Below are 20,458 nucleotides of genomic sequence, written 5' to 3'. Positions count from 1 at the left end.
TTTTTTGCCTTTAAGAAAGCGAATAGTTGCAGCGGGGCGAGTACGTCAGGCGGGAATCGTTTTAACAGCGGGCGAGGGAATGGCTTCCCCCGCCATTTTTGTTACAGTGAGCGGTAGGCTTCCATGGCCAGCGCAAACGAGCGCAGCCGCGCCTCTTTATCAAAAATCTGGCCGTTTACCATGATTTCATCCGCCTGGGTTTCCCGCATCAGTGCAGACAGGCCGTGACGCACTTTATCCAGATCGCCGACAATCGACATGCTTAACGCCTGCTGCACGCCATACTGCTCGGAAGGCGACCACAGGTTATCCATATTTTCCACCGGCGCAGGCAGCGGGCCCGGCTGACCGCGACGCAGATTGACGAACTGCTGCTGCATGGAGGTAAACAGGAAACGGGCATCGCGCTCGCTGTCGGCGGCGACCACGTTAACGCAAACCATCGCGTGCGGCTGCGCCAGGCGAGCCGAAGGCTTAAAGTTTTCGCGATAAAGGTGAAGCGCCTGGAACAGCATCTCGGGCGCAAAATGCGAGGCGAAAGCGAACGGCAGGCCCAGCTTCGCCGCGAGTTGGGCGCTGTAAAGGCTGGAGCCAAGCAGCCAGACGGGGATTTTCAGGCCCAGGCCCGGCACCGGCTGAACGGCAGGCGCCTCGCCCTGTTCGGCGTCGAACCAGCCGACTATCTCCGCCACGTCGGCCGGGAAGTTATCCACGTGACCGCCCATATGCCGACGTAGCGCCATCATGGTGCGCTGATCGGAGCCGGGCGCGCGTCCCAGGCCTAAATCAATGCGTCCCGGATAGAGAGATTCCAGCGTACCGAACTGCTCGGCAATCACCAGCGGCGCGTGGTTTGGCAGCATCACGCCGCCGGAGCCGAGCCGTAGCGTGCTGGTATTAGCGGCAAGATAGCCGATCAGCACCGACGTCGCCGCGCTGGCGATGCCGGTCATATTGTGGTGTTCAGCCAGCCAGTAGCGGTTGAAACCCAGTTGTTCCGCCTGCTGCGCCATCGCCAGCGAGGTATGAAAAGCGTCACGCGCGGTCGCGCCCTGAGGGATCGGGGCCAGATCGAGCACGGACAGAGAGGCAGTTTTTTTATCAGACATAATCGCTCACTTTATTTCCAGGCTACGCGCCTGCGCAAATACACAGCCTAAGCGATCTTCAGGGAAGCGGATTGGCAATTTGCAGCACTTTACGCGAGCCCGGGACGTGAAGAAAGATAAGTGTGCCTCTACCGCGCTAAACGAAATGGCGGCTGGCCGACGGCGCGTTACTCCACCAGCGTCAGACCGGCCATTTGCCGCCAGTAGCCGTTGCAGTGCTGCTGGTCAATCAGCGTTAACGGCGCATGGCCCGTTTCATTAGCGTGAAAGGCATTTATCACTTCCAGCGTGTCGGTTCCCTGCGGTGAGAAACGGACAATGTCCACCAATCCCTGCATGGAAACCAGATCGTTCCCCAAATTATAGCAGTAGCCGCTCATGGTCTGGATACCGTTCAGCACAAACACCTGCTGATCTTCCTGAGAGCGCACCGCTCTGCCGTGAGGGTAGTTAATACAACAGGTCTGGCAATCGTCTTTGCTGCGATCTTCTGCGCGGGCGGTAAAGCAGCGGGCGGAGAGCGCCAGCGGCAGATAGCCGTACCCCAGCACCTCTACGTCGAACCGGCCGCGGATCCCCAGCTCTTCGCACTGGGCTAACAGCGCGCAGAGCCAGTCGCGCGAAAGCTCGACCGGCATACACCAGCGCACCATACCCAGCTTATGCAGCAGGCGCAGCGTCATGGCGTTATAACAGTTCAGCGCATGACCGGCGACAAAAGGCAGGCCCGCTTCCGCGGCCATATGCACCGTGCCCATATCGTTGGCTTCAATCAGAAATTCGCCGTTATCGACATAGCGCTTCAGCTCGGTCAGCTCGGAAGGCGACTCAACCAGCGCCAGAGTGCTTAGCGCAACCTGCTTGCCCGCGCCGACCAGTTCTTTCGCCAGCGCCATCCAGTCGGCAAATTTAACGGCGCGGCGTTTGCTGCACACCGCCTCGCCCAGATAGATAATGTCCGCCTGGCTGGCGGCGGCGGCCTGGTAGAAAGCGTACAGATCTTCTTTCGGCCAGTACCAAAGCACCGGCCCTAACGCATACTTCATGATTTTTCCTACTGCCATTGACGATGATAAGCACCCAGCGTGGTTTGCGTCCCTTCGCTCAGGGCGCTGAGCGCGGCCATCCAGTGCTGCTGCACGGCAAAATTCTGCGGATCGGCCTTGCAGCGATCGATAGCCTGTCGCCAGATTTGCGTCACCTGCTGCACATAGGCCGGGCTGCGCTGACGGCCTTCGATTTTCACCGAGGCGATATTCATGCCCAGCAGCGTGGGAAGCAGCTCAAGCGTGTTCAGGCTGGTCGGCTCCTCCAGCGTGTGGTAAGCCGTCTGCTCCACCTTATAACGGCCTTTACACAGGGTAGGGTAGCCGGCGTTTTCCTGAGCGCCGTAGCGGTCAATCAGCACGTTATTCAGGCGGGATTCCAGCCCGTCTGGCGTTTGCTGCCAGCGAACAAAACGGGCGGGCGAGCAGGCGCCTACGGTATTAGGCGACTCGCCGGTCAGCCAGGAAGAGAGGTAGCAGCGACCTTCGGCCATAATGCACAGGCTGCCGAAAGCGAACACTTCCAGCGGCACGGGCGACGTGCGGGCAAGCTGGCGAACCTGATGCACGGAAAGCACGCGCGGCAGCACCACGCGCGCAACGTCAAAATGGCGCTGATAGAATTTTATCGCTTCGCTGTTGGTGGCCGAAGCCTGCACGGAAACGTGTCGCTCGATGTGAGGATAGCGGCTTGCTGCGTATTCCAGCATGGCGATATCGGCCAGGATCAGTGCGTCCACGCCCGCGTCGGCCGCGCTGTCTATGGCGTTTTCCCAGCGGGCATAGCCGGATGGATGGGCGAAAGTATTAATCGCAACATGCAGTTTGCGTCTATGCTGATGAACGTAGCGAGCGGCCTCTTCCAGCCGTTTTGCCGTGAAGTTAAGGCCGGCGAAATGACGGGCGTTGGTATCATCTTTCAGCCCAACGTAGACAGCATCTGCGCCGCTGGCGATGGCCGCCTTCAGGGCCGGTAGATTGCCGGCAGGACAAAGCAGTTCCATATAAGATCCCGTAAGCAAGAGAACAAAGAAGTTTACGCTTCTCCACCGTGCCATTTTTTGATGCAGGGCAGTGAAAAGCGTAACGATCGCCATAATTTTTATGACGAAGCCGGCAAGGTTTGCGCACTTTGTTGATCCATCTGCCTTACAGGATCCTGCAATATGGCAAAATAGCTGAAATTTTATCTGAAGGAGTGATAATGGTGCTTAACCCGTTACGCGCGCAGCTGGTTCGCAAAGGCCCGCAGTGGCTGCGTCTGCCGCTACAATTTGCCCCCTTTGCCGCTAAAAAGCATTTTTTGCAGCAGCTGCTGAGCTGGCAATTTCACTATGCACTGGCGGAAGGTGAGTTAAACTTTTTGCAGGGGCACTGGTTAGGTGTTGAAATCCGCGATCTGGGGCTGAGTTGGGCAACCACCGTTGAGCAGGGCGCGTTACGGGTGGCCGATCGGGCCGAGGCGGATGTGTGGTTTCGCGGCGACGTCAACGACCTGCTGCTGGTGGCGGCGCGTCGGCGCGATCCGGATACGCTGTTTTTTCAGCGTCGGCTGGTGATTGAAGGCGATACCGAGCTGGGGCTGGAAGTCAAAAATCTGATGGATGCTATCGAGCTTGAGACTATGCCGAAGCCGCTGCGAATCGGATTGATGCAGCTGGCTGATTTTATTGAGGCAGGACTGACTGAGGACGCGGCTGCGACAGCAGATCGCGCAGGTGTAACATGTTAATTCGTACGGAAATCGGCGTCGATGCGGCCAGCATAGACAGTTTGTTGCGCCGCAGCTTTCCCACCTCCGCAGAGGCGGAGCTGGTACAGCAGCTGCGTGAAGATGGCTTACTGACGCTGGGCATTGTGGCGACCGATGATGAAGGACAGGTGCTGGGCTATGCTGCCTTCAGCCCGGTCACCCTGAATGGCGAAGACAAGCAGTGGGTAGGCCTGGCGCCGCTGGTGGTGGATGAAAGCGTACGCGACCAGCCGTTAGACAAGCAGCTGATTTACGAGGGGCTGGATACGCTTAACGAGTTCGGCTACGCCGCCGTAGTGGTGGTGGGCGATCCCGACTATTACGGGCGCTACGGTTTTGAACCGGCCGCCCGCCATCAGCTACGCTGCCGCTGGCAGGGCGGTGAAGCCGCTTTCCAGGTCTACAAGCTGGCGGATGATGCTTTTAGCGGCGTGGAAGGCCAGATCGATTTCGCGGCGCCGTTTAACCGCCAGTAAGATCGGTCAGCCAGGCTTCAAGTGAAACAGGCTGGTGCGTCACCAGCCTGATTTTTTCCTGCCGTTTCAGCTGCTTTATCCGGTATTCCAGCCTGGAGGCGCTGGCGCGGTCGCCCGCTTCGCAGTGAAACAGCAGCGTCAGCGGCCCTTTGCCGCGCAGCGCCTTCGCGCCCGTGCCCGCCTGATGCTGCTTAAAGCGTCGCGGCACATCATTAGTAATGCCGGTATAGAGCGCGCCGCCTGCTGTCTGCACGATATAAAGGTGCCAGGGCGCTGTTGCCTGTGTTGCCATCCGTTATTGCCCGTCGCCAGTCGTGGCCGAAAGTTTATCAGCTCGCGCACGGCGCGAAAGGTTTTTTGCGTAGTTTTCAGGGAGTCATCATGTCCGAACCAGAGCCGTTACAGGCCATTACCCGCTATTTACAAAAGCAGCATGTACTGTCGGTGTGCGGCGGTAGCCCCGTCTGGTGCGCCAACTGTTTTTATGTCTTTGATGCAGAGAACGTTGCGTTCTGGCTGATGACGGAGGAGAAAACGCGTCACGGCAGCCAGTTTGTCCGCGATCCGCAGGTTGCAGGCACGATTAACGGCCAGCCGAAGTCGGTGATGTTAATCAAAGGCGTGCAGTATACGGGGCAGGTCAGCCTGTTGACGGGGGCGGCAGAAGAGAAAGCACGTAGGGCCTATATCAAACGATTTCCGGTCGCGGCGGCAGCTTCAGCGCCCCTTTGGGAAATTGCCGTCAGCGAGCTGAAAATGGTGGATAACGCGTTGGGATTTGGCAAAAAGCTGAGCTGGCGGCGGGAATAAAAGAACGGCCAGGCGAACCTGGCCGCTACTCTCAAACGGTTTCGAGAATGCGCAGCGATTCACGGTTGAACGCAGGCAGGTCGTCCGGCGTACGGCTGGTGACCAGCTTGTCGTTGTCCACCACCACTTCTTTGTCGTAGAAGTCGGCACCGGCATTTTTCAGATCGATAGCGATAGCCTTCACCGAGGTCATTTTGCGGCCTCGCGTGGCGTTGGCGCTAATCAGCAGCTGTGGGCCGTGGCAGATAGCGAAGATCGGCTTACCGGCATCCACAAAGGCTTTGGTGAAGTTTACAAAGCGATCGTCGCCGCGCAGGCTATCCGGCGAATGACCGCCCGGCAGCAGCAGCGCGTCGAAGTCGTCCACGTTTACATGGTCGATATCTTTATCGATCTTCACCTGGGCTTTACCCTGCTTGCCGGTGACGGTGACGCCCGCTTTTTTATCAATAGTCACAACCTGGTGGCCAGCTTTGGTATAGGCTTCGGCTGGCGAAGTAAATTCGGAGTCTTCGAATTCATCAGTGATCAGGACAGCAATCTTCTTGCTCATCTTTTCCTCCGGTTATTATTGTGAAGTCAGTTAAGCCTGGTTGAAAACACTGAAAAATCAAGCCGCGTCGAAGTAATGCGCTGCATGTTACTGATTACAGGGGGGAGTTAGCTGCCGCTAACCGCTTTGGGAGGCGAAGGCTACACTCAGTAAAAAGGAGAAACGGATGAGAGTACTGATTACCGGTGCGACCGGCCTGGTGGGACAACATCTTCTGCGCCTGCTGATTGACGATCCGCGCGTCAGCGAGATCGTGGCGCCAACAAGACGTAAGCTGCCGGAGATGAACAAGGTAACTAACCTGGTGGAGGCCGATCTCACCGACGTGCTGGGCCCGCTGCAAACGCCGCTGGATATTGTCTTTTGCTGTCTGGGCACCACGCGGCGCGAGGCGGGCAGCAAGGCGGCCTTTATCCACGTCGACTATGCGCTGGTGGTGGATACGGCCATTGCCGGTCAGCGGCTCGGCGCCAAACATCTGCTGGTGGTCAGCGCGCATGGCGCAAATATGCATTCGCCTTTCTTCTACAATCGGGTGAAGGGCGAGATGGAGAACGCGCTGCAAAAGCAGGGCTGGCCGCGCCTGACCTTAATCCGGCCGTCGCTGCTGCTGGGCGAAAGAGAAAACAGCCGCGCGGGCGAGTCGCTGATGGCGCCGCTGTTTCGTCTGCTGCCGGGCAACTGGCGCGCCGTTGCCGCCAGAGACGTCGCCGCCGTGATGCTGCGCGAAGCTTTTGCGCCAGCACGGCAGGAGGTCACCGTCATCGAGTCGTCAGCGATCCCGCGCGCGCGGTAAGCGCGACCGAAACGACATAGTAATGTGACCGCTGCGTCGGCGATCTGCAAACACTGTGAGTAGCTGCTCCGCATGGAGCGGTCAGTTCGATATTTACAGCGTCCCGCCCGCGTCGGTAAATAAGATTTAGCCGTGCCGGGAAAGGCGAACGGGATAAGCAAGCCGCGCCGTCCTTAGCGCAGATAGTGGATAACCTGATTGCTGCTGCCTCGCCAGCGCAGCGCCGGATCGCGCAGCGCCTCAATAAATTTACCGTCCACCAGCACGTCGAGCAGCTCTACCACACGGCGCTGTTCTGCGCTCAGTTCCGCCAGACAGTAGCCCGTCCACAGCCAGATATCTTTTCCCGCACAGTCGCGACGCACCCGTTGTACCAGCCGGTAAATATCGGCCACGTTAGCCGGATGCAGCGGATCGCCGCCCGACAGCGACAGACCCTGGCGCGGGATGCGCGTATCGTTCAGATCGGCAATCAGCTGCTCTTCCATTTGCACGGTAAAGGGATAGCCGGAATTGAGCCGCCAGGTGCTTTTGTTATAGCAGCCGACGCACTGGTGCTCGCAGCCGGCCACGAACAGCGTGCAGCGCGTACCCGGCCCGTTAACGATATCGACCGGGTAATATTGATGAATATTCACCCCAGCTGGCCTGCGGCCAGATGCTTAACGCGGCGCTTCACTTCCTCCTGCTTGCCGGCGTTGAACGGCCGCGCGTCCGGGCTGCCCAGGTAGCCGCAGACGCGCCGGGTGACGGAAACGCGTTCAGGATCGTGGTTGCCGCATTTGGGGCAGGTAAAGCCCTTGCTGGTGCAGTCAAACTCTCCGGTAAAGCCGCACTCGTAGCATTCGTCGATCGGGGTATTGGTGCCGTAATAGGGCACGCGGCTGTAGCTGTAGTCCCAGACATCCTCCAGCGCCTTCAGGTTATGCTGGATATTGGGATATTCGCCGTAACAGATAAAACCGCCGTTGGCGAGCGGCGGATAGGCCGCTTCGAAATCGATTTTGTCGTAAGGGTTCACCTTCTTCTCGACGTCGAGATGAAAACTGTTGGTGTAGTAGCCTTTGTCGGTCACGCCTTTGACGATGCCGAACTGCGCGCGATCCAGACGGCAGAAGCGGTCGCACAGGTTCTCGCTTGGCGTGCTGTAAAGGCTGAAGCCGTAGCCGGTTTCCTCTTTCCAGGCCTCGACCGTTTCGCGCAGGCGGCTGACGATAGCCAGCGCCTTGCGCCGCAGCGCCGCATCATCGTAAAGATGGGTTTTGCCGCCGCTCAGGGCGTTAATGGTTTCATGAATGCCGATATAGCCCAGCGAGATCGAAGCGCGTCCGTGTCTGAAAATTTCCGCCACGTTATCGTCTGCCTTCAGCCGCACGCCGCAGGCGCCTTCCATATAGAGGATCGGTGCCACGCGCGCTTTGACGTTTTCCAGCCTGGCGATACGGGTCATCAGCGCTTTTTTCGCCAGCCGCAGACGGCTGTCCAGCAGATCCCAAAAGCGAGCTTCATCACCTGCCGCCTCCAGCGCGATGCGCGGCAGATTCAGGCTAATCACGCCGATATTATTACGCCCTTCATGCACCTGTTCGCCGTTCTCTTCCCACACGCCCAGGAAGCTGCGGCAGCCCATCGGCGTTTTAAACGAGCCGGTCACTTTCACCACCTGCTCATAATTAAGGATATCGGGATACATGCGCTTGCTGGCGCACTCCAGCGCCAGCTGTTTGATATCGTAATTGGCGTCGCCCGGCGAGCGGTTCAGCCCCTCTTTGATGGCGAAGACCAGCTTGGGGAACACCGCCGTTTTATGGTTTTTCCCCAGCCCGGCAATGCGGTTGCGCAAAATGGACTGCTGCACCAGCCGTGCCGCCCAGCTGGTGCCAAGGCCGAAGCCAAAGGTCACAAAAGGCGTCTGGCCGTTGGCGGTATGCAGCGTATTCACCTCATACTCCAGCGACTGGAAGGCGTCGAAGCACTCCTTCTCCGTGCAGCTCTGCGCGTAGGCTTCCACATCGGCAATTTGCCATTTACGCGCCGCCTGCCGATGTTTTTCCCGGCTTGCCTCGACAAAAGGCGCCAGCACCTCGTCAATCCGGTTAATGGTGGTGCCGCCGTAAATATGGCTGGCGACCTGAGCGATAATCTGCGCGGTCACGGCGGTAGCGGTCGAGATCGATTTAGGCGGCTCTATCTCGGCGTTGCCCATCTTAAAGCCCTGGGTCAGCATGCCTTTAAGATCGATCAGCATGCAGTTGAACATCGGGAAGAAGGGCGAGTAGTCCAGGTCGTGATAGTGAATTTCGCCGCGCTCGTGAGCCAGCACCACGTCGCGCGGCAGGATATGCTGGGTGGCATAGTGTTTGGCTACGATACCGGCCAGCAGATCGCGCTGCGTGGGGATCACTTTACTGTCTTTATTGGCGTTTTCGTTCAGCAGCGCCGGGTTGCTTTGCTCGACCAGCCCACGGATCGCCTTATTCAGCTTGCCGCGCAGCTCGCGGGCAATATCGCGGTCGTGACGATATTCTATATAGGTTCTGGCCAGCGCAGGATAGGGGCCGGCCATCAGCGCGTTTTCAACGGCGTTCTGAATAACATGGATATCCACTTCTTCCTGCGTCAGCTGCCGACAGATGTGTTCGGTCACCTGCGCGCAGTAATCATCATCATGAATAGCCGCCGCGCTGGCCGCGCCTTTTATCGCCTCCAGAATGCGTGCTTGCTCAAAAGGCGCGCGGCAGCCGTCCCGTTTAATCACTAATGAAGCCATAGCGTATCCCTGTTTCAATATCTACATATAGGTATAGCGTGGCATGATAGTATCTATATGTTGTGCTTTCCTGCGATTTAACCGCCTGGTTTTTGATTTGGAACAAAGATCGCAAAAGGGTGACGCAATGTCAGACACTTAAGCCGCTGGCCATTTTTCCGAACGCGCAAAAATCGTTCTGTGCAGGATGAAGGCAGCGTGATTAATCGATTTTCGCACGTTCAGCGCCTTTCCGGAGTTGCAATCACCCGCCCGGACTTCATATTATTGCCTGTTACGCAAAGCGGTTATCTGCTCAGGCCATTCCGGGATACAGACTGATGTCTTCTGTAACGTACAACGAAAAACAGGTGAGCCGCTGGCTGGGCGCGCGCACCGTGGCCAGAGCAAAAGAGCTGGTGGATAAAGCGCAGCACCTGCAATGGCAGAACAATCTGTTGACCGGCGAGGTGCCCGGCAGAAAAATCGAACCTTTCCAGGTTATGGTGCATTTCAGCCGGCCACAGGGCAAACTGCACGCCAGCGGCGAATGCACCTGTCCGGTTAAAAACAACTGTCGTCATGCCGCTGCGGTCATGCTGGCCTGGCTGCAACGTCAGCCCGTCAACAAGGCCGCTTCCGCGCCCGCGCTGGTGACTGCCGAGCCGCAGCCCATGCTACGGCTGGAATCGCGCGCGAAATTTATTAGCGGTTTTGGCCGTTACGGACATCGACAGAAACGGCTCGATTTTGCCGCGGTGCATTTTGACTACGCCGGCATTCTTGTGCCAGCTGGCAGCAGCGGCGAAGACTTTCCCGATCGTCACGGCAGGCTTTTCCGCGTCAGCCGCCGGATGGAGCAGGAGCAGCGCTGGCTAAGCGAGCTTAACGCTGCCGGGCTGCAGACCATTCCTTCTGGCCATATCTATACGCCGCATTCAGCGCCGCTGCCGCCTGCTATTTTCGCCCCGGACATGCCCGAACAGTGGCGCGATGTTATCCATCATGTGCTTCCCGACCTGCGCAAGCGCGGCTGGCAAACCAGCGTGGACGATGATTTTACCTGGAACATTACGGAAATTGCGGCCATCGATGGCCGCGCCGTGCAGCAGCAGGATGGCTGGTATGCGCTGGAGATAGAGGCCAACACCGGTGCGTATAAGGTGAATATGCGGCCGCTGCTGGCGGGGCTGTTCCGTCAGGATCGCCGCTGGCTGTCGAGCGACCTCTCGGTGATAGCCGATGACGAGACGGTAGAGCTGCGCAGCGAGCGTAACGAACGACTGCATATTGGCGCCGGTCGCCTGAAAACGCTGGTGGGCAGCCTGGCCGATCTGCTGGCGCAGGATGAAGCCGCACCGCTGCGTATCGCGCCTTACGAGGCCGGCAGGCTGACGGCGCTAAGCGAAACGGGCCGCTGGCAGTTTAACGGCGACAACGGCGTCCTGCAGCTGGCGGAGAGCCTGAGGGCGGGCAAAGGGATCCAGCCCGTTGCGCCGCCTGCCGGTCTTGAGGCCCGGCTGCGCGACTATCAGCTCCAGGGCATCAGCTGGATGCAGTTCCTGCGCGCCAATAATCTGTCCGGCGTGCTGGCCGACGATATGGGGCTGGGAAAAACCATTCAGACGCTGGCGCACCTGCTGCTGGAGAAAGAAGCGGGCAGGCTGGATCGTCCGGCGCTGATCGTGGTGCCGACCACGCTGGTGTATAACTGGATGCAGGAAGCCAGCCGCTTTGCGCCGACGTTAAAAATGCTGGCGCTGACCGGGCCGCAGCGAAAATCCTTTTACGATCGCATTGAGCACTATGACGTGGTGCTGACCACCTATTCGCTGCTGTGGCGCGATCAGCCGCAGCTGCTGGGCCACAGCTATCATCTGCTGATCCTGGACGAGGCGCAGTACGTGAAAAACAGCGCGTCGCGGGCCGCCTCGGTGATCCGCACGTTAAAGTCGCGCTACCGGCTTTGCCTGACCGGCACGCCGCTGGAAAACCACCTGGGTGAACTTTGGTCGCAGTTTGATTTCCTGCTGCCCGGTTTTCTGGGCAGCGAAAAAGCTTTTACCCAGGAGTGGCGTATTCCCATTGAGCGCGACGGCGATCGGGTCAGGCGCGAGCTGCTGGCTAAGCGCGTGCGGCCTTTTATGCTGCGTCGTCGCAAGCAGGAAGTGGCGAAAGAGCTGCCGCCGAAGAACACCATTGTGCGTTCGGTAGAGCTGGAAGGCGCGCAGCGCGAGCTTTACGAAAAAGTACGCGGCGCAATGCAGGATCGCGTAAAGCTGGCGGTAGAGCAGCAGGGCGCGGGACGCAGCCATCTGCTGGTGCTGGATGCGCTGCTGAAGCTACGGCAGATCTGCTGCGATCCACGGCTGATCGACAGCGACAAAACGACCAGAGTTAAACAGTCGGCCAAGCTGGCGCTGCTGCGGGAGATGCTCAGCGATCTGCTGGCGGAAGATCGCCGTATCCTGATCTTCTCTCAGTTCACCACCATGCTGTCGCTGATTGCGGAAGAGTTACAGAAGGCGCGTATTCCCTACGTGATCCTGACCGGCAGCACGCGCGATCGCAGCGAGCCGGTACGCCGCTTCCAGAACGGCGAAGTCCCGGTGTTTTTAATCAGCCTGAAGGCGGGCGGCGTGGGCCTGAACCTGACGGCGGCCGATACGGTGATCCATTACGATCCCTGGTGGAATCCGGCGGCGGAGAATCAGGCTACGGATCGCGCCTATCGTCTGGGCCAGGACAAGCCGGTATTTGTCTATAAGCTGATCGCCGCAGGCAGTATTGAAGAAAAGATCGTTGCGCTACAGCAGCGTAAAGCGGAGCTGGCCGAAGGGATTTTGGAAAACGACCTGAGCGAAACAACAAGTTTTACCAGCGAAGACCTGACCGCGCTGTTCGCGCCGCTGTAAATGCGGCATCTGCTAACGTCAGCCGTGCCTGATCTGAACGTGGCGTTACGTTTGTAGATGCCATGTCCGATAACGTCAGTCATGACTGTGCCGAACGCGGCGCTACGTATGTAGTCGCCGCAGCCTGCTTGCCACCGAAGCGGTTTACGCCTTGTTGGCGCCGCCGTCCCAGCGCTTCTGATACCACCAGACCGCTTCCCACGGACGCAGCATCACCTCACCAGGGGTAACATGCGTATCAGGATAGTTACTGATTAGCACATCCCAGTGACCGCTGTAGGCCGGCGGGTGCCAGACCTGCGTTTCGCCGCTGAAGTTAGCAGCCACCACCAGCACCTCTTTCTCGAAGCGGCGGCAGTAGCACCACAGATAAGCGTGATCCGGCAGCAGATCGAGGTAATCGCCCCAGGTCAGGATCGGATAGGCTTTCCTGAGTTGGATCAGCTTCTGATAGGCGTAAAACACCGAGTTTTCATCAGCCAGCGCCGCTTCTGCGTTTATCGTTTCCATATTGTCACACATGCCGATCCACGGCGTGCCGCTGGTGAAGCCGCCGTTTTCTCCCGCGTGCCACGGGATCGGCGTTCTGCCGTTGTCGCGCGATTTGCTGGCGAGGATCTCCAGCAGGTTATCGCTGTCGCGCCCCTGCGAGCGCAGTTCGGCGTACATGTTGTGGCTTTCGATATCGCGATAGTCCAGGATGCGGGTGAAATGCGGGTTGGTCATACCCAGCTCTTCGCCCTGGAAAATATAAGGCGTGCCCTGCATCCCGTGCAGCACCAGCGCCAGCATCTTCGCCGACTGCACGCGATATTGCCCCTCGTCGCCCCAGCGCGAAACCACGCGCGGCTGGTCATGATTACACCAGAACAGCGCGTTCCAGGCCTTGTTATGCATGCCATGCTGCCAGTGGGTGAAGATAGCCTTCTGCGCCACCAGATCCAGCGGCGTCAGCGTCCATTTCTGGCCGTTAAAGAAATCGACCTCGACGTGATCGAAGCTGAACACCATCGACAGCTCTTCGCCCTCCAGCGAACCGTACTGCTGGCAGTGCTCCAGCGTGGCGGAAGACATTTCGCCTACCGTCATCAATTCACGCGGACGGAACACGTCGCGGCTCATTTCGCGCATATATTCGTGGATGCGCGGCCCGTCGGTATAGAACCGCAGCCCGTCGCCGTTGGGATCGTTGGGAAAATCCTGGTCCTTGGAAACCAGGTTCACCACGTCCAGCCGCAGCCCGTCGATGCCGCGATCGGCCCAGAAATTAACGATCTGCTTCAGCTCGGCGCGCAGATTATCGTTTTCCCAGTTGAGATCGGCCTGTTCCGGCGCCCACAGGTGCATATAGTACTGGTTGCTCTCCGGGTGCCAGCGCCAGGCATGGCCGCCAAACTTCGACTGCCAGTTGTTTGGCGGCTCGGCCGGCGTGCCGTCGCGCCAGATGTAGTAGGAGCGATAGGGGCTTTCGGGATCCAGCGCTTCGTGAAACCAGTGGTGCTGGGTGGAGCTGTGGTTAAACACCATATCCAGGATCAGCCGCATCCCGCGCCGGTGGGTTTCTTCCACCAGGTTATCAAAGTCGTTAAGCGTGCCAAATAACGGATCGATGGCGGTGTAGTTCGCCACGTCGTAGCCGTTGTCTACCTGCGGCGAGATATAAAACGGCGTCAGCCAGATGGCGTCCACGCCCAGCTTTTTCAGGTAGTCCAGATGTTGGATCACGCCGGCCAGATCGCCCGTTCCGCTGCCGGTAGTGTCCTGGAAACTCTTGGGATAAATTTGATAGATAACGCCGTTCTGCCACCACGGTGGATTTTTAGTCATTGCTCAATCCCGATATAAAAGGTCCGTTTGCGCTGTTATCGCCTTTTTGTTCTTTCCTAAGGTTAGCTATTAACTGGCAAGTGGAGATACGGGCGCAGTGAAAATTTTTTAGGCGAGGCCGAAAGGCGCACAAAGAGAGAATAAAAACTGACGGCCGGGGAAAACTTTCCTCTCCCGACGGGAGAGGAGAAGGCTTTAGCGACGTACGGCGATCGCTTCGATCTCGATTTTGACATCTTTTGGCAGGCGGGCCACTTCTACGCAGGAGCGTGCCGGGAAGCTGGCCTGGTGCTCGGTAAAGAAAGCTTCATAGGCCGCGTTCACGGTAGCAAAATCGTTAAGATCCTTCACGAATACCGTGGTTTTAACGATGTCGCCTACCTTCAGGCCCGCCGCTTCCACGATGGCCTTGACGTTCTCCAACGACTGACGAGCCTGCGCGGCAACGTCTTCTGCCACGCTGCCGGTTTTAGGATCGACCGGGATCTGGCCAGAAGTGATGATCATGCTGCCCAGATCGACGCCCTGCACGTAGGGGCCGATAGCCGCCGGTGCGTTTTCGGTGCTGATTTCGCGAGACATAATTTCTCCATATTAAATGAGGCCGGTAAAAGCCCGGATCCGCCCCATTATAAGCCGCCCGAAACTGATTACCAGTTCGCCATGACCACGTGACGCGCGAACTCTTTCTCGCAGTATTTGCACTTTAACTGCACGTTATCGTTACGTTTTTTCACCGCAAAGCTGGAGTTGACCGGCTCGCTGCGGCTGATGCAGTTGCTGTTGGGGCAGATCAGCACGCGTTCGATGGTGTCCGGCAGCGTCGGCGAAATTTTGCCGACCACGTCGTAGTTATCGATGCGGTTCACCGTGGCATGCGGCGCGTAAACCGCCAGCTGGTTGATTTGATCATCCGTCAGAAACGTGTTTTCAATTTTGATCAGATCTTTGCGGCCCATCTCGCCGGAGGGCAGGTTCAGGCCGATGGTGATGCGCTGATCGGTTTCCGTCAGGCGAAACAGCGACAGCAGCTTAAAACCAATCTGCGCCGGGATATGATCGATTACCGTGCCGCGCTTAATTGCTTCAACCTGTAATTTATTATCTTGTGTCATCGTCAGTTCCTCTTACAGAGCCAGTTCGCTGTTCAACACCAGCGCCAGCAGCGCCTGGCGGGCAAAAATACCGTTGCCCGCCTGTTGGAAATACCAGGCGTGCGGCGTGGCATCGACATCCGTCGTAATCTCATCAATACGCGGCAGCGGGTGCAGCACCTTCATGGTTTCGCGCGCGCCGACCAGGTCGGAAGCCCGCAGCACGAACTGCGCTTTGACGTTGGCGTACTCTGACGGATCCAGACGCTCTTTCTGCACGCGCGTCATATACAGAATATCCACCTGCGGCACCACTTCCTCAATGCTGTCGTGGCGGCTCCACGCAATGCCTTTCTCATCCAGCATATCGGTGATATAGGCGGGCATCGCCAGCGCGTCGGGTGCGATAAACAAAAAGCGATTGCCTTCGAACTTCGCCAGCGCCTGCGTCAGTGAATGCACGGTACGGCCATATTTCAGGTCGCCGACCATGGCGACATTCAGATTGCTCAGGCGGCCCTGAGTTTCCTGAATGGTAAAGAGATCCAGCAGCGTTTGCGTTGGATGCTGATTAGCGCCGTCGCCCGCGTTGAGGATCGGTACGCCGCCGGAAAACTCCGTGCCCAGACGCGCCGCGCCTTCCTGCGGATGCCGCATGACAATGGCATCCACGTAGGTGCTGATAACAGAAAGCGTATCCGCCAGCGTTTCGCCTTTTTTACCCAGCGAGGTATTGCTGCCGTCGGCAAACCCCACCACGGACGCGCCCAGACGATGCATGGCGCTTTCAAACGACAGGCGCGTGCGGGTAGAGGCCTCGAAAAAGCAGCTGGCGATAACCTTATGCTTCAGCAGCTCCGGCTGCGGCTTCGCCTTCAGGCTGGCGGCGGTACGCAGCACCAGCTCCAGCTCTTCACGACTGAGATCGTTAATTGAAATGATATGTTTATGATACAGCGGGTTAGCCATGTTCATTCTCCTCTACGCGTGCCGATAAGCGGAAAAACGGGCAAAAAAAAGCCCCTCAATGAGGGGCTTTTTCTACAGATCGGGAAGGAGGAAAAACGGCACTGCCGGCCTGCATTCAGGCGCGTCATTTTTACTCTGTCAGCAGTGGTCAGTTTCATGCATCCTCCAGACAAACGGGGGGCATTATACGCATTCGGTCAGCGGCGGCAAGCAAAAGTAATCGATTGCCTGGCGCTGATTCAGGGTAGCCGGGCCACCGTGGCCACCATCACCGCCTTGATGGTATGCAGCCGGTTTTCCGCCTGGTCGAACACCACGCTATGCCTGGATTCAAACACCTCATTGGTGACTTCCATGCCGCCGTGCAGATTGTATTGCTCAGCCATCTGCCGGCCCAGCGTGGTTTGATCGTCGTGAAAAGCGGGCAGGCAATGCAGGAATTTCACCTCTGGATTGCCGGTAAGCGCCAGCATCGCGCTGTTGACCTGATAATCCCGCAGCAGGGCGATACGCTCTTCCCACACCGCTTTCGGTTCGCCCATCGACACCCAGACGTCAGTATAGATAAAATCTGCACCGTTCACGCCTTCGGCAATATCTTCCGTCAGGGTGATTTTTCCGCCGCTTGCCTGCGCGGCCTGGCGGCACTCGCTTACCAGCGCTTCGTCCGGCCAGCAGCCTTTCGGCGCGACCAGGCGCAGATCCAGGCCCGTCAGCGCGGCGGCCTCCATCATGCTATTACCCATATTATTACGCGCGTCGCCCACGTAGGCGAAAACCATCCCGCTGAAGGGTTTTTCCGGCAGATGTTCTTCCATAGTCAGCAAATCCGCCAGCAGCTGCGTCGGGTGGAACTCGTCGGTCAGGCCGTTCCACACCGGCACGCCCGCATGTTCCGCCAGCGATTCCACCAGCGACTGCCCGTGACCGCGATACTGAATGCCGTCATACATGCGTCCCAGCACGCGCGCGGTATCCTTCATTGATTCTTTATGGCCGATCTGGCTGCCGCTTGGGCCAAGATAAGTGACGTTGGCGCCCTGATCGTAAGCGGCAACTTCGAAAGAGCATCGGGTACGGGTCGAGTCTTTTTCGAAGATGAGCGCGATGTTTTTGCCTTTCAGGTGCTGCACTTCCTCGCCATTTTTCTTATCGGTTTTAAGCCGTGCGGCCAGCGCGAGTAAAGCGGTAATTTCAGCCTGCGTAAAATCAAGCAGCCTGAGAAAGTGGCGTTGATATAACTGACTCATAAAGCGCTCCAGAGGATATTTAATGAATTTAAATTCAACTTAACTGTATCAATATGCATTTTCAACCCTGGCGTGAAGAAACTTTTGTATAAAGGTAGTGGCGCAGAGGACAGTGTGGGAAAATACTTAACAGATATGCCACACACAGAGGAACGGATCATGGCAAATGAAGCATTGCTGGAAGAGCAGCGTGAAGAGACGCGGCTGATTATTGAAGAGCTGTTGGATGATGGCAGCGACCCGGATGCGCTCTACACCATCGAACACCACCTCTCCTGCGACAGCTTCGACGCGCTGGAAAAGGCGGCGGTTGATGCGTTTAAGCTGGGCTACGAAGTTACCGAGCCGGAAGAACTGGAGCTGGAGGACGGCACGAAAGTGATGTGCTGCGATATTCTGAGCGAAGGCGCGTTGAATGCCGAACTGATCGACGCCCAGGTCGAACAGCTGATCGATCTGGCCGCGAAGTACAACGTGGACTACGACGGCTGGGGCACCTACTTTGAGGATCCGGACGCCGAGGACGAAGACGAAGGCGACGACGACGACCTTATCGACGAAGAAGACAACGGCACGCGTCACTGATGCCCGTGGGCGGACGCCGTTCCGCCCGTTTGCGCCGGTCTGCTCCCCGCAGAGCGGCGCAATGTTTTTAACCTGATTTTTACGGATTGTTTGCCCGCATGATCACCGAAGACCTCCTTGCTCCCGTTCACGCTTTTCTGCACTGCCGCACGCCGCAAAAGTGGATCGACGAAGCCCGCAAGCCGGAAAACCTGCCGCTGCTGCTCACCGACCATCTTGTTTGCGAGCTGAAGGCCGCCCAGACCGCCATGTGGCTGATCCGCAAATACGTGGCGGATAAAGAGAGCGGCGACGCGCTGCTGGCCTGGCTGAAACCGTGGGAGCAGTTTGTGCACAGCGAAAACGCGGATTTAGCCTTTCTGGAACAGCATAAAGGGCTGTCGAAAACGATTATCAGCCGTACGGATGTGCCCTACGGTGATACGCTGGTAGACAAAATGGTGCTGCTGATTAAAGAAGAGCTGCATCATTTTTATCAGGTACTGGAAATTATGCAGGCGCGCGCCATTCCCTACGTCAAAATTACCGCCAGCCGCTATGCCAAAGGGTTACTGCGAGAGGTGACCACGCACGAGCCGCAGACGCTGGTGGACAAGCTGATTTGCGGCGCCTATATCGAAGCGCGCTCCTGCGAACGCTTTGCCAGCCTGGCGCCTTATCTGGATAAGGAGCTGGCCGCGTTCTATCTTTCGCTGCTGCGTTCGGAAGCGCGCCATTATCAGGACTATCTGGCGCTGGCCGCCGAGATATCCGCCACGGATATTACTTCCCGCGTGCGTAAAATAGGCGAAACGGAAGCAAAGCTAATTAGCGAACCGGATAGCGAGCTGCGTTTTCACAGCGGGCTGCCTGCCTGGTGATAATATTGACAGCTTTATTCTGGCGTTATTATTTCAGGAAGCCGTTTATTAGCGTTGCCACCTTTAATAAATAATATTAATGGCGCTAATGGTTTAAAGGGAATAATAACGCCTACGCGTAACCTGTTTTTTTTCAATCTCCCCTCTTTTTTATTTTGCGGCGCGCTTCACATAACCTGATTTTTATTATGGCTGAAAAGATTTTCAGGCGTATATTCCTGCCATTATCAGGATTGTTACCAACCGGCAAAACCTGATCCCACTTGCGATATTATTACCGCAACGGGATCGGGTTTTTTTGTTTCTTTTAGATGGAGTCATTTATTTAACGGCTGACAAGGAAGGCTATAATGAAAAACAGGAACGTTTTTTTACTGGCGCTGCTCGCCGCCGTGGCCGCCCATGCTGAAGAAAGCGGCGGCGATTTCCAGCGATTTTTAAAGGAGACGCAGCTCGATCTTACGTTGCGCAGCCACTGGAAATACCTGAAAGAGAATGAGGCGCAGCCCAAAGCGGTGCACAACGCCTGGGGGGCCGCAACCACGCTGGATTTCCGCTCCGGCTGGCTGGGTGATACCCTGGGCTTCGACGCCAGCTACACCAGAGCCGCTAAGCTGGCGGCCAGCGACTACTTCGCCACGCGCGGCATCCTTTACAATCACAGCGCAGGCTTCGATAAAAGCAACGCCGGCGGCTTCAGCCGCTTCGGGCAGCGCTACCTTAAGCTAAAGCTGGGTGACGACGCGTTCGGGCTGAAAGCAAAAGGCGGCTGGCACCAGTTGAAAAACGTGGGCGTGCTGACCAACACTTACCGCCTTTCGCGCAACAGCTATCAGGGCTACAGCGGCTCGCTGCGCTGGCAGAACCTGCAGTTGGATATGGCCTGGGTAACGCGCTCCATCATGTATGATTCACCCGATAGCGTGCATTTTCTTACCCTTGATGGCAAAGAGATCGACAGTATCCTGACCGGCGGCCTGAGCTGGGAAAAACAAAATGCTGTGTTCTCCTGGGCATGGGGCGAGTCGAAGGATTATCTGCGCCGTCACCTGGTGGAAATTACGTATCCGCTGACGCCGAAATGGGCGCTGGCGTCACAGATTTACGGCAGCCAGGCGTTGGAAAAATATAAAGCGATGCCGCAAAGTAAAAAACAGTTTAACGACAGCGCCTGGCACTATGCCGGAGAAGTACGCTGGCAGGATGACAGCTGGATACAGAAAGTCGGTGTTGCCTGGACACGGGCAGAAAAGCGCAACGGGGTGGGCTATTACGATCGCTATATAGGGAAAAATACCCGTGGCCGGTTTAATGCCTTAACCTCCGCCGGAAAAGATTATCTGCGCGACGGCGAACTGGCGCTGACCTCTTTTACCGAATATCAGTTTACTGAAAGTTTAGCCAGCGGTATTCAGGTTAACTACGGCCAGTTTTCTTATAAAAATAATAAAATCCGCACCGGGGAAATTACCTGGCTGAACCGCTGGCAGCCACGTGAGGGTCAGCTAAAAGATTTAACGCTGGCCGCACAGTTAGGCTATGGCTGGTCATATAAAAATATTAACGCCACGCCGATCCTTAATTCTGCGGGCGAGTATCAGCGCTCGCCGAGCCTTTCTGCTGAAGTCGGTGTGACCTGGAAGTTCGGTCTTTTATAATCAGGGGG

The 20,458-nt window shown here is 57.3% G+C and carries 20 protein-coding genes; 8 read left to right on the top strand and 12 right to left on the bottom strand.

All coding sequences use genetic code 11. The features are described from left to right. Positions 1 to 101: 101 nt before the first annotated feature. The 3 genes from ACMGEE_RS10100 to ubiU all read right to left on the bottom strand — a co-directional run bounded on the left by ACMGEE_RS10100 (position 102) and on the right by ubiU (position 3,159). Complete coding sequence (locus tag ACMGEE_RS10100) at positions 102 to 1,109, bottom strand: luciferase-like monooxygenase (protein ID WP_253457938.1); 1,008 nt, start codon at positions 1,107 to 1,109, stop codon at positions 102 to 104. 167 nt (positions 1,110 to 1,276) lie between these two features. Then, positions 1,277 to 2,155, bottom strand: a complete 879-nt coding sequence (locus ACMGEE_RS10095; RefSeq protein WP_253457941.1) for a U32 family peptidase — start codon at positions 2,153 to 2,155, stop codon at positions 1,277 to 1,279. Between the two features lie 8 nt (positions 2,156 to 2,163). Beyond that, positions 2,164 to 3,159 carry a ubiquinone anaerobic biosynthesis protein UbiU gene (ubiU, locus tag ACMGEE_RS10090; RefSeq protein WP_253457943.1) on the bottom strand — a complete coding sequence of 332 codons (996 nt, stop codon included), beginning with the start codon at positions 3,157 to 3,159 and terminating at the stop codon, positions 2,164 to 2,166. Between the two features lie 200 nt (positions 3,160 to 3,359). On the opposite strand from ubiU, the gene ubiT reads away from it, so the two are divergent. Then, entirely contained in the window at positions 3,360 to 3,887 is a 528-nt protein-coding gene (gene ubiT / locus ACMGEE_RS10085; RefSeq protein WP_301250714.1) for a ubiquinone anaerobic biosynthesis accessory factor UbiT, read from the top strand. After that, the gene (locus tag ACMGEE_RS10080) at positions 3,881 to 4,384 is read left to right on the top strand and encodes a GNAT family N-acetyltransferase (protein WP_253457949.1); all 504 of its coding nucleotides are present in this window, start codon (positions 3,881 to 3,883) and stop codon (positions 4,382 to 4,384) included. Before ubiT ends, ACMGEE_RS10080 begins: the two co-directional genes overlap by 7 nt. Here ACMGEE_RS10080 and ACMGEE_RS10075 read toward each other — a convergent pair. Then, on the bottom strand, positions 4,371 to 4,676 hold the full coding sequence (locus ACMGEE_RS10075; RefSeq protein ID WP_253457952.1) for a GIY-YIG nuclease family protein: 306 nt from the start codon (positions 4,674 to 4,676) through the stop codon (positions 4,371 to 4,373). The two genes, ACMGEE_RS10080 and ACMGEE_RS10075, sit on opposite strands and share 14 nt — an antisense overlap. A gap of 89 nt (positions 4,677 to 4,765) precedes the next feature. Here ACMGEE_RS10075 and ACMGEE_RS10070 point away from each other — a divergent pair, with 89 nt between their 5' ends. Beyond that, positions 4,766 to 5,194, top strand: coding sequence for a YhbP family protein (locus ACMGEE_RS10070; protein WP_253457955.1), 429 nt, complete (start codon positions 4,766 to 4,768; stop codon positions 5,192 to 5,194). Positions 5,195 to 5,225: 31 nt separating this feature from the next. Here ACMGEE_RS10070 and ACMGEE_RS10065 read toward each other — a convergent pair whose 3' ends face one another. After that, positions 5,226 to 5,747, bottom strand: a complete 522-nt coding sequence (locus ACMGEE_RS10065) for a type 1 glutamine amidotransferase domain-containing protein (protein ID WP_125287129.1) — start codon at positions 5,745 to 5,747, stop codon at positions 5,226 to 5,228. A 166-nt stretch (positions 5,748 to 5,913) separates the two neighbouring features. Here ACMGEE_RS10065 and ACMGEE_RS10060 point away from each other — a divergent pair, with 166 nt between their 5' ends. After that, on the top strand, positions 5,914 to 6,543 hold the full coding sequence (locus ACMGEE_RS10060) for an NAD(P)H-binding protein (protein WP_253457958.1): 630 nt from the start codon (positions 5,914 to 5,916) through the stop codon (positions 6,541 to 6,543). A 173-nt stretch (positions 6,544 to 6,716) separates the two neighbouring features. Here the strand turns inward: ACMGEE_RS10060 and nrdG are convergent, their stop codons facing one another. Both nrdG and nrdD read right to left on the bottom strand, forming a co-directional pair. Further along, complete coding sequence (gene nrdG, locus ACMGEE_RS10055; RefSeq protein ID WP_301250711.1) at positions 6,717 to 7,181, bottom strand: anaerobic ribonucleoside-triphosphate reductase-activating protein; 465 nt, start codon at positions 7,179 to 7,181, stop codon at positions 6,717 to 6,719. After that, positions 7,178 to 9,313 (bottom strand): anaerobic ribonucleoside-triphosphate reductase, encoded by a 2,136-nt coding sequence (gene nrdD / locus ACMGEE_RS10050; RefSeq protein ID WP_436829990.1) that lies wholly within the window; start codon positions 9,311 to 9,313, stop codon positions 7,178 to 7,180. Before nrdD ends, nrdG begins: the two co-directional genes overlap by 4 nt. Before the next feature lie 320 nt (positions 9,314 to 9,633). Here nrdD and ACMGEE_RS10045 point away from each other — a divergent pair, with 320 nt between their 5' ends. Next, entirely contained in the window at positions 9,634 to 12,207 is a 2,574-nt protein-coding gene (locus tag ACMGEE_RS10045; protein WP_369896375.1) for a DEAD/DEAH box helicase, read from the top strand. A gap of 144 nt (positions 12,208 to 12,351) precedes the next feature. Here the strand turns inward: ACMGEE_RS10045 and treC are convergent, their stop codons facing one another. From treC to argF, 5 genes are all read right to left on the bottom strand, one after another. Continuing rightward, positions 12,352 to 14,034 carry an alpha,alpha-phosphotrehalase gene (gene treC / locus ACMGEE_RS10040; RefSeq protein ID WP_253457968.1) on the bottom strand — a complete coding sequence of 561 codons (1,683 nt, stop codon included), beginning with the start codon at positions 14,032 to 14,034 and terminating at the stop codon, positions 12,352 to 12,354. A gap of 195 nt (positions 14,035 to 14,229) precedes the next feature. Then, positions 14,230 to 14,616, bottom strand: coding sequence for a 2-iminobutanoate/2-iminopropanoate deaminase (gene ridA / locus ACMGEE_RS10035; RefSeq protein ID WP_253457971.1), 387 nt, complete (start codon positions 14,614 to 14,616; stop codon positions 14,230 to 14,232). A 68-nt stretch (positions 14,617 to 14,684) separates the two neighbouring features. Next, on the bottom strand, positions 14,685 to 15,149 hold the full coding sequence (pyrI, locus tag ACMGEE_RS10030; protein ID WP_125287136.1) for an aspartate carbamoyltransferase regulatory subunit: 465 nt from the start codon (positions 15,147 to 15,149) through the stop codon (positions 14,685 to 14,687). A gap of 12 nt (positions 15,150 to 15,161) precedes the next feature. Then, on the bottom strand, positions 15,162 to 16,097 hold the full coding sequence (gene pyrB, locus ACMGEE_RS10025; protein WP_253457974.1) for an aspartate carbamoyltransferase: 936 nt from the start codon (positions 16,095 to 16,097) through the stop codon (positions 15,162 to 15,164). Between the two features lie 239 nt (positions 16,098 to 16,336). After that, positions 16,337 to 17,347, bottom strand: coding sequence for an ornithine carbamoyltransferase (gene argF, locus ACMGEE_RS10020; protein WP_436829989.1), 1,011 nt, complete (start codon positions 17,345 to 17,347; stop codon positions 16,337 to 16,339). A 159-nt stretch (positions 17,348 to 17,506) separates the two neighbouring features. Here argF and rraB point away from each other — a divergent pair, with 159 nt between their 5' ends. The 3 genes from rraB to ACMGEE_RS10005 all read left to right on the top strand — a co-directional run bounded on the left by rraB (position 17,507) and on the right by ACMGEE_RS10005 (position 20,450). Beyond that, a complete protein-coding gene (gene rraB, locus ACMGEE_RS10015) occupies positions 17,507 to 17,932 on the top strand; it encodes a ribonuclease E inhibitor RraB (RefSeq protein ID WP_253457981.1) in 426 nt (141 codons plus the stop codon). A 98-nt stretch (positions 17,933 to 18,030) separates the two neighbouring features. Continuing rightward, the gene (gene miaE, locus ACMGEE_RS10010; RefSeq protein WP_253457984.1) at positions 18,031 to 18,792 is read left to right on the top strand and encodes a tRNA isopentenyl-2-thiomethyl-A-37 hydroxylase MiaE; all 762 of its coding nucleotides are present in this window, start codon (positions 18,031 to 18,033) and stop codon (positions 18,790 to 18,792) included. 350 nt (positions 18,793 to 19,142) lie between these two features. After that, complete coding sequence (locus tag ACMGEE_RS10005; protein ID WP_436829988.1) at positions 19,143 to 20,450, top strand: OprD family porin; 1,308 nt, start codon at positions 19,143 to 19,145, stop codon at positions 20,448 to 20,450. Positions 20,451 to 20,458: the final 8 nt, after the last annotated feature.

Origin of the sequence: Erwinia artemisiae (assembly GCF_051400835.1) — a bacterium.
Classification (GTDB): domain Bacteria; phylum Pseudomonadota; class Gammaproteobacteria; order Enterobacterales; family Enterobacteriaceae; genus Erwinia; species Erwinia aeris.
Note: the sequence above shows the minus strand (reverse complement) of the source record. Positions and strands in the feature narration are given on the sequence as shown.

Excerpts from the sequence above, each read along its gene's own strand:
- pyrB (WP_253457974.1), bottom strand. The coding sequence starts at position 16,097 with ATGGCTAACCCGCTGTATCATAAACATATCATTTCAATTAACGATCTC.
- miaE (WP_253457984.1), top strand. The coding sequence starts at position 18,031 with ATGATCACCGAAGACCTCCTTGCTCCCGTTCACGCTTTTCTGCACTGC.
- ACMGEE_RS10065 (WP_125287129.1), bottom strand. The coding sequence starts at position 5,747 with ATGAGCAAGAAGATTGCTGTCCTGATCACTGATGAATTCGAAGACTCC.
- ACMGEE_RS10005 (WP_436829988.1), top strand. The coding sequence starts at position 19,143 with ATGAAAAACAGGAACGTTTTTTTACTGGCGCTGCTCGCCGCCGTGGCC.
- pyrI (WP_125287136.1), bottom strand. The coding sequence starts at position 15,149 with ATGACACAAGATAATAAATTACAGGTTGAAGCAATTAAGCGCGGCACG.
- treC (WP_253457968.1), bottom strand. The coding sequence starts at position 14,034 with ATGACTAAAAATCCACCGTGGTGGCAGAACGGCGTTATCTATCAAATT.
- ACMGEE_RS10045 (WP_369896375.1), top strand. The coding sequence starts at position 9,634 with ATGTCTTCTGTAACGTACAACGAAAAACAGGTGAGCCGCTGGCTGGGC.
- rraB (WP_253457981.1), top strand. The coding sequence starts at position 17,507 with ATGGCAAATGAAGCATTGCTGGAAGAGCAGCGTGAAGAGACGCGGCTG.
- ACMGEE_RS10060 (WP_253457958.1), top strand. The coding sequence starts at position 5,914 with ATGAGAGTACTGATTACCGGTGCGACCGGCCTGGTGGGACAACATCTT.
- ACMGEE_RS10100 (WP_253457938.1), bottom strand. The coding sequence starts at position 1,109 with ATGTCTGATAAAAAAACTGCCTCTCTGTCCGTGCTCGATCTGGCCCCG.
- ubiT (WP_301250714.1), top strand. The coding sequence starts at position 3,360 with ATGGTGCTTAACCCGTTACGCGCGCAGCTGGTTCGCAAAGGCCCGCAG.
- ridA (WP_253457971.1), bottom strand. The coding sequence starts at position 14,616 with ATGTCTCGCGAAATCAGCACCGAAAACGCACCGGCGGCTATCGGCCCC.
- argF (WP_436829989.1), bottom strand. The coding sequence starts at position 17,347 with ATGAGTCAGTTATATCAACGCCACTTTCTCAGGCTGCTTGATTTTACG.
- ACMGEE_RS10080 (WP_253457949.1), top strand. The coding sequence starts at position 3,881 with ATGTTAATTCGTACGGAAATCGGCGTCGATGCGGCCAGCATAGACAGT.
- ubiU (WP_253457943.1), bottom strand. The coding sequence starts at position 3,159 with ATGGAACTGCTTTGTCCTGCCGGCAATCTACCGGCCCTGAAGGCGGCC.
- ACMGEE_RS10075 (WP_253457952.1), bottom strand. The coding sequence starts at position 4,676 with ATGGCAACACAGGCAACAGCGCCCTGGCACCTTTATATCGTGCAGACA.
- ACMGEE_RS10095 (WP_253457941.1), bottom strand. The coding sequence starts at position 2,155 with ATGAAGTATGCGTTAGGGCCGGTGCTTTGGTACTGGCCGAAAGAAGAT.
- ACMGEE_RS10070 (WP_253457955.1), top strand. The coding sequence starts at position 4,766 with ATGTCCGAACCAGAGCCGTTACAGGCCATTACCCGCTATTTACAAAAG.
- nrdD (WP_436829990.1), bottom strand. The coding sequence starts at position 9,313 with ATGGCTTCATTAGTGATTAAACGGGACGGCTGCCGCGCGCCTTTTGAG.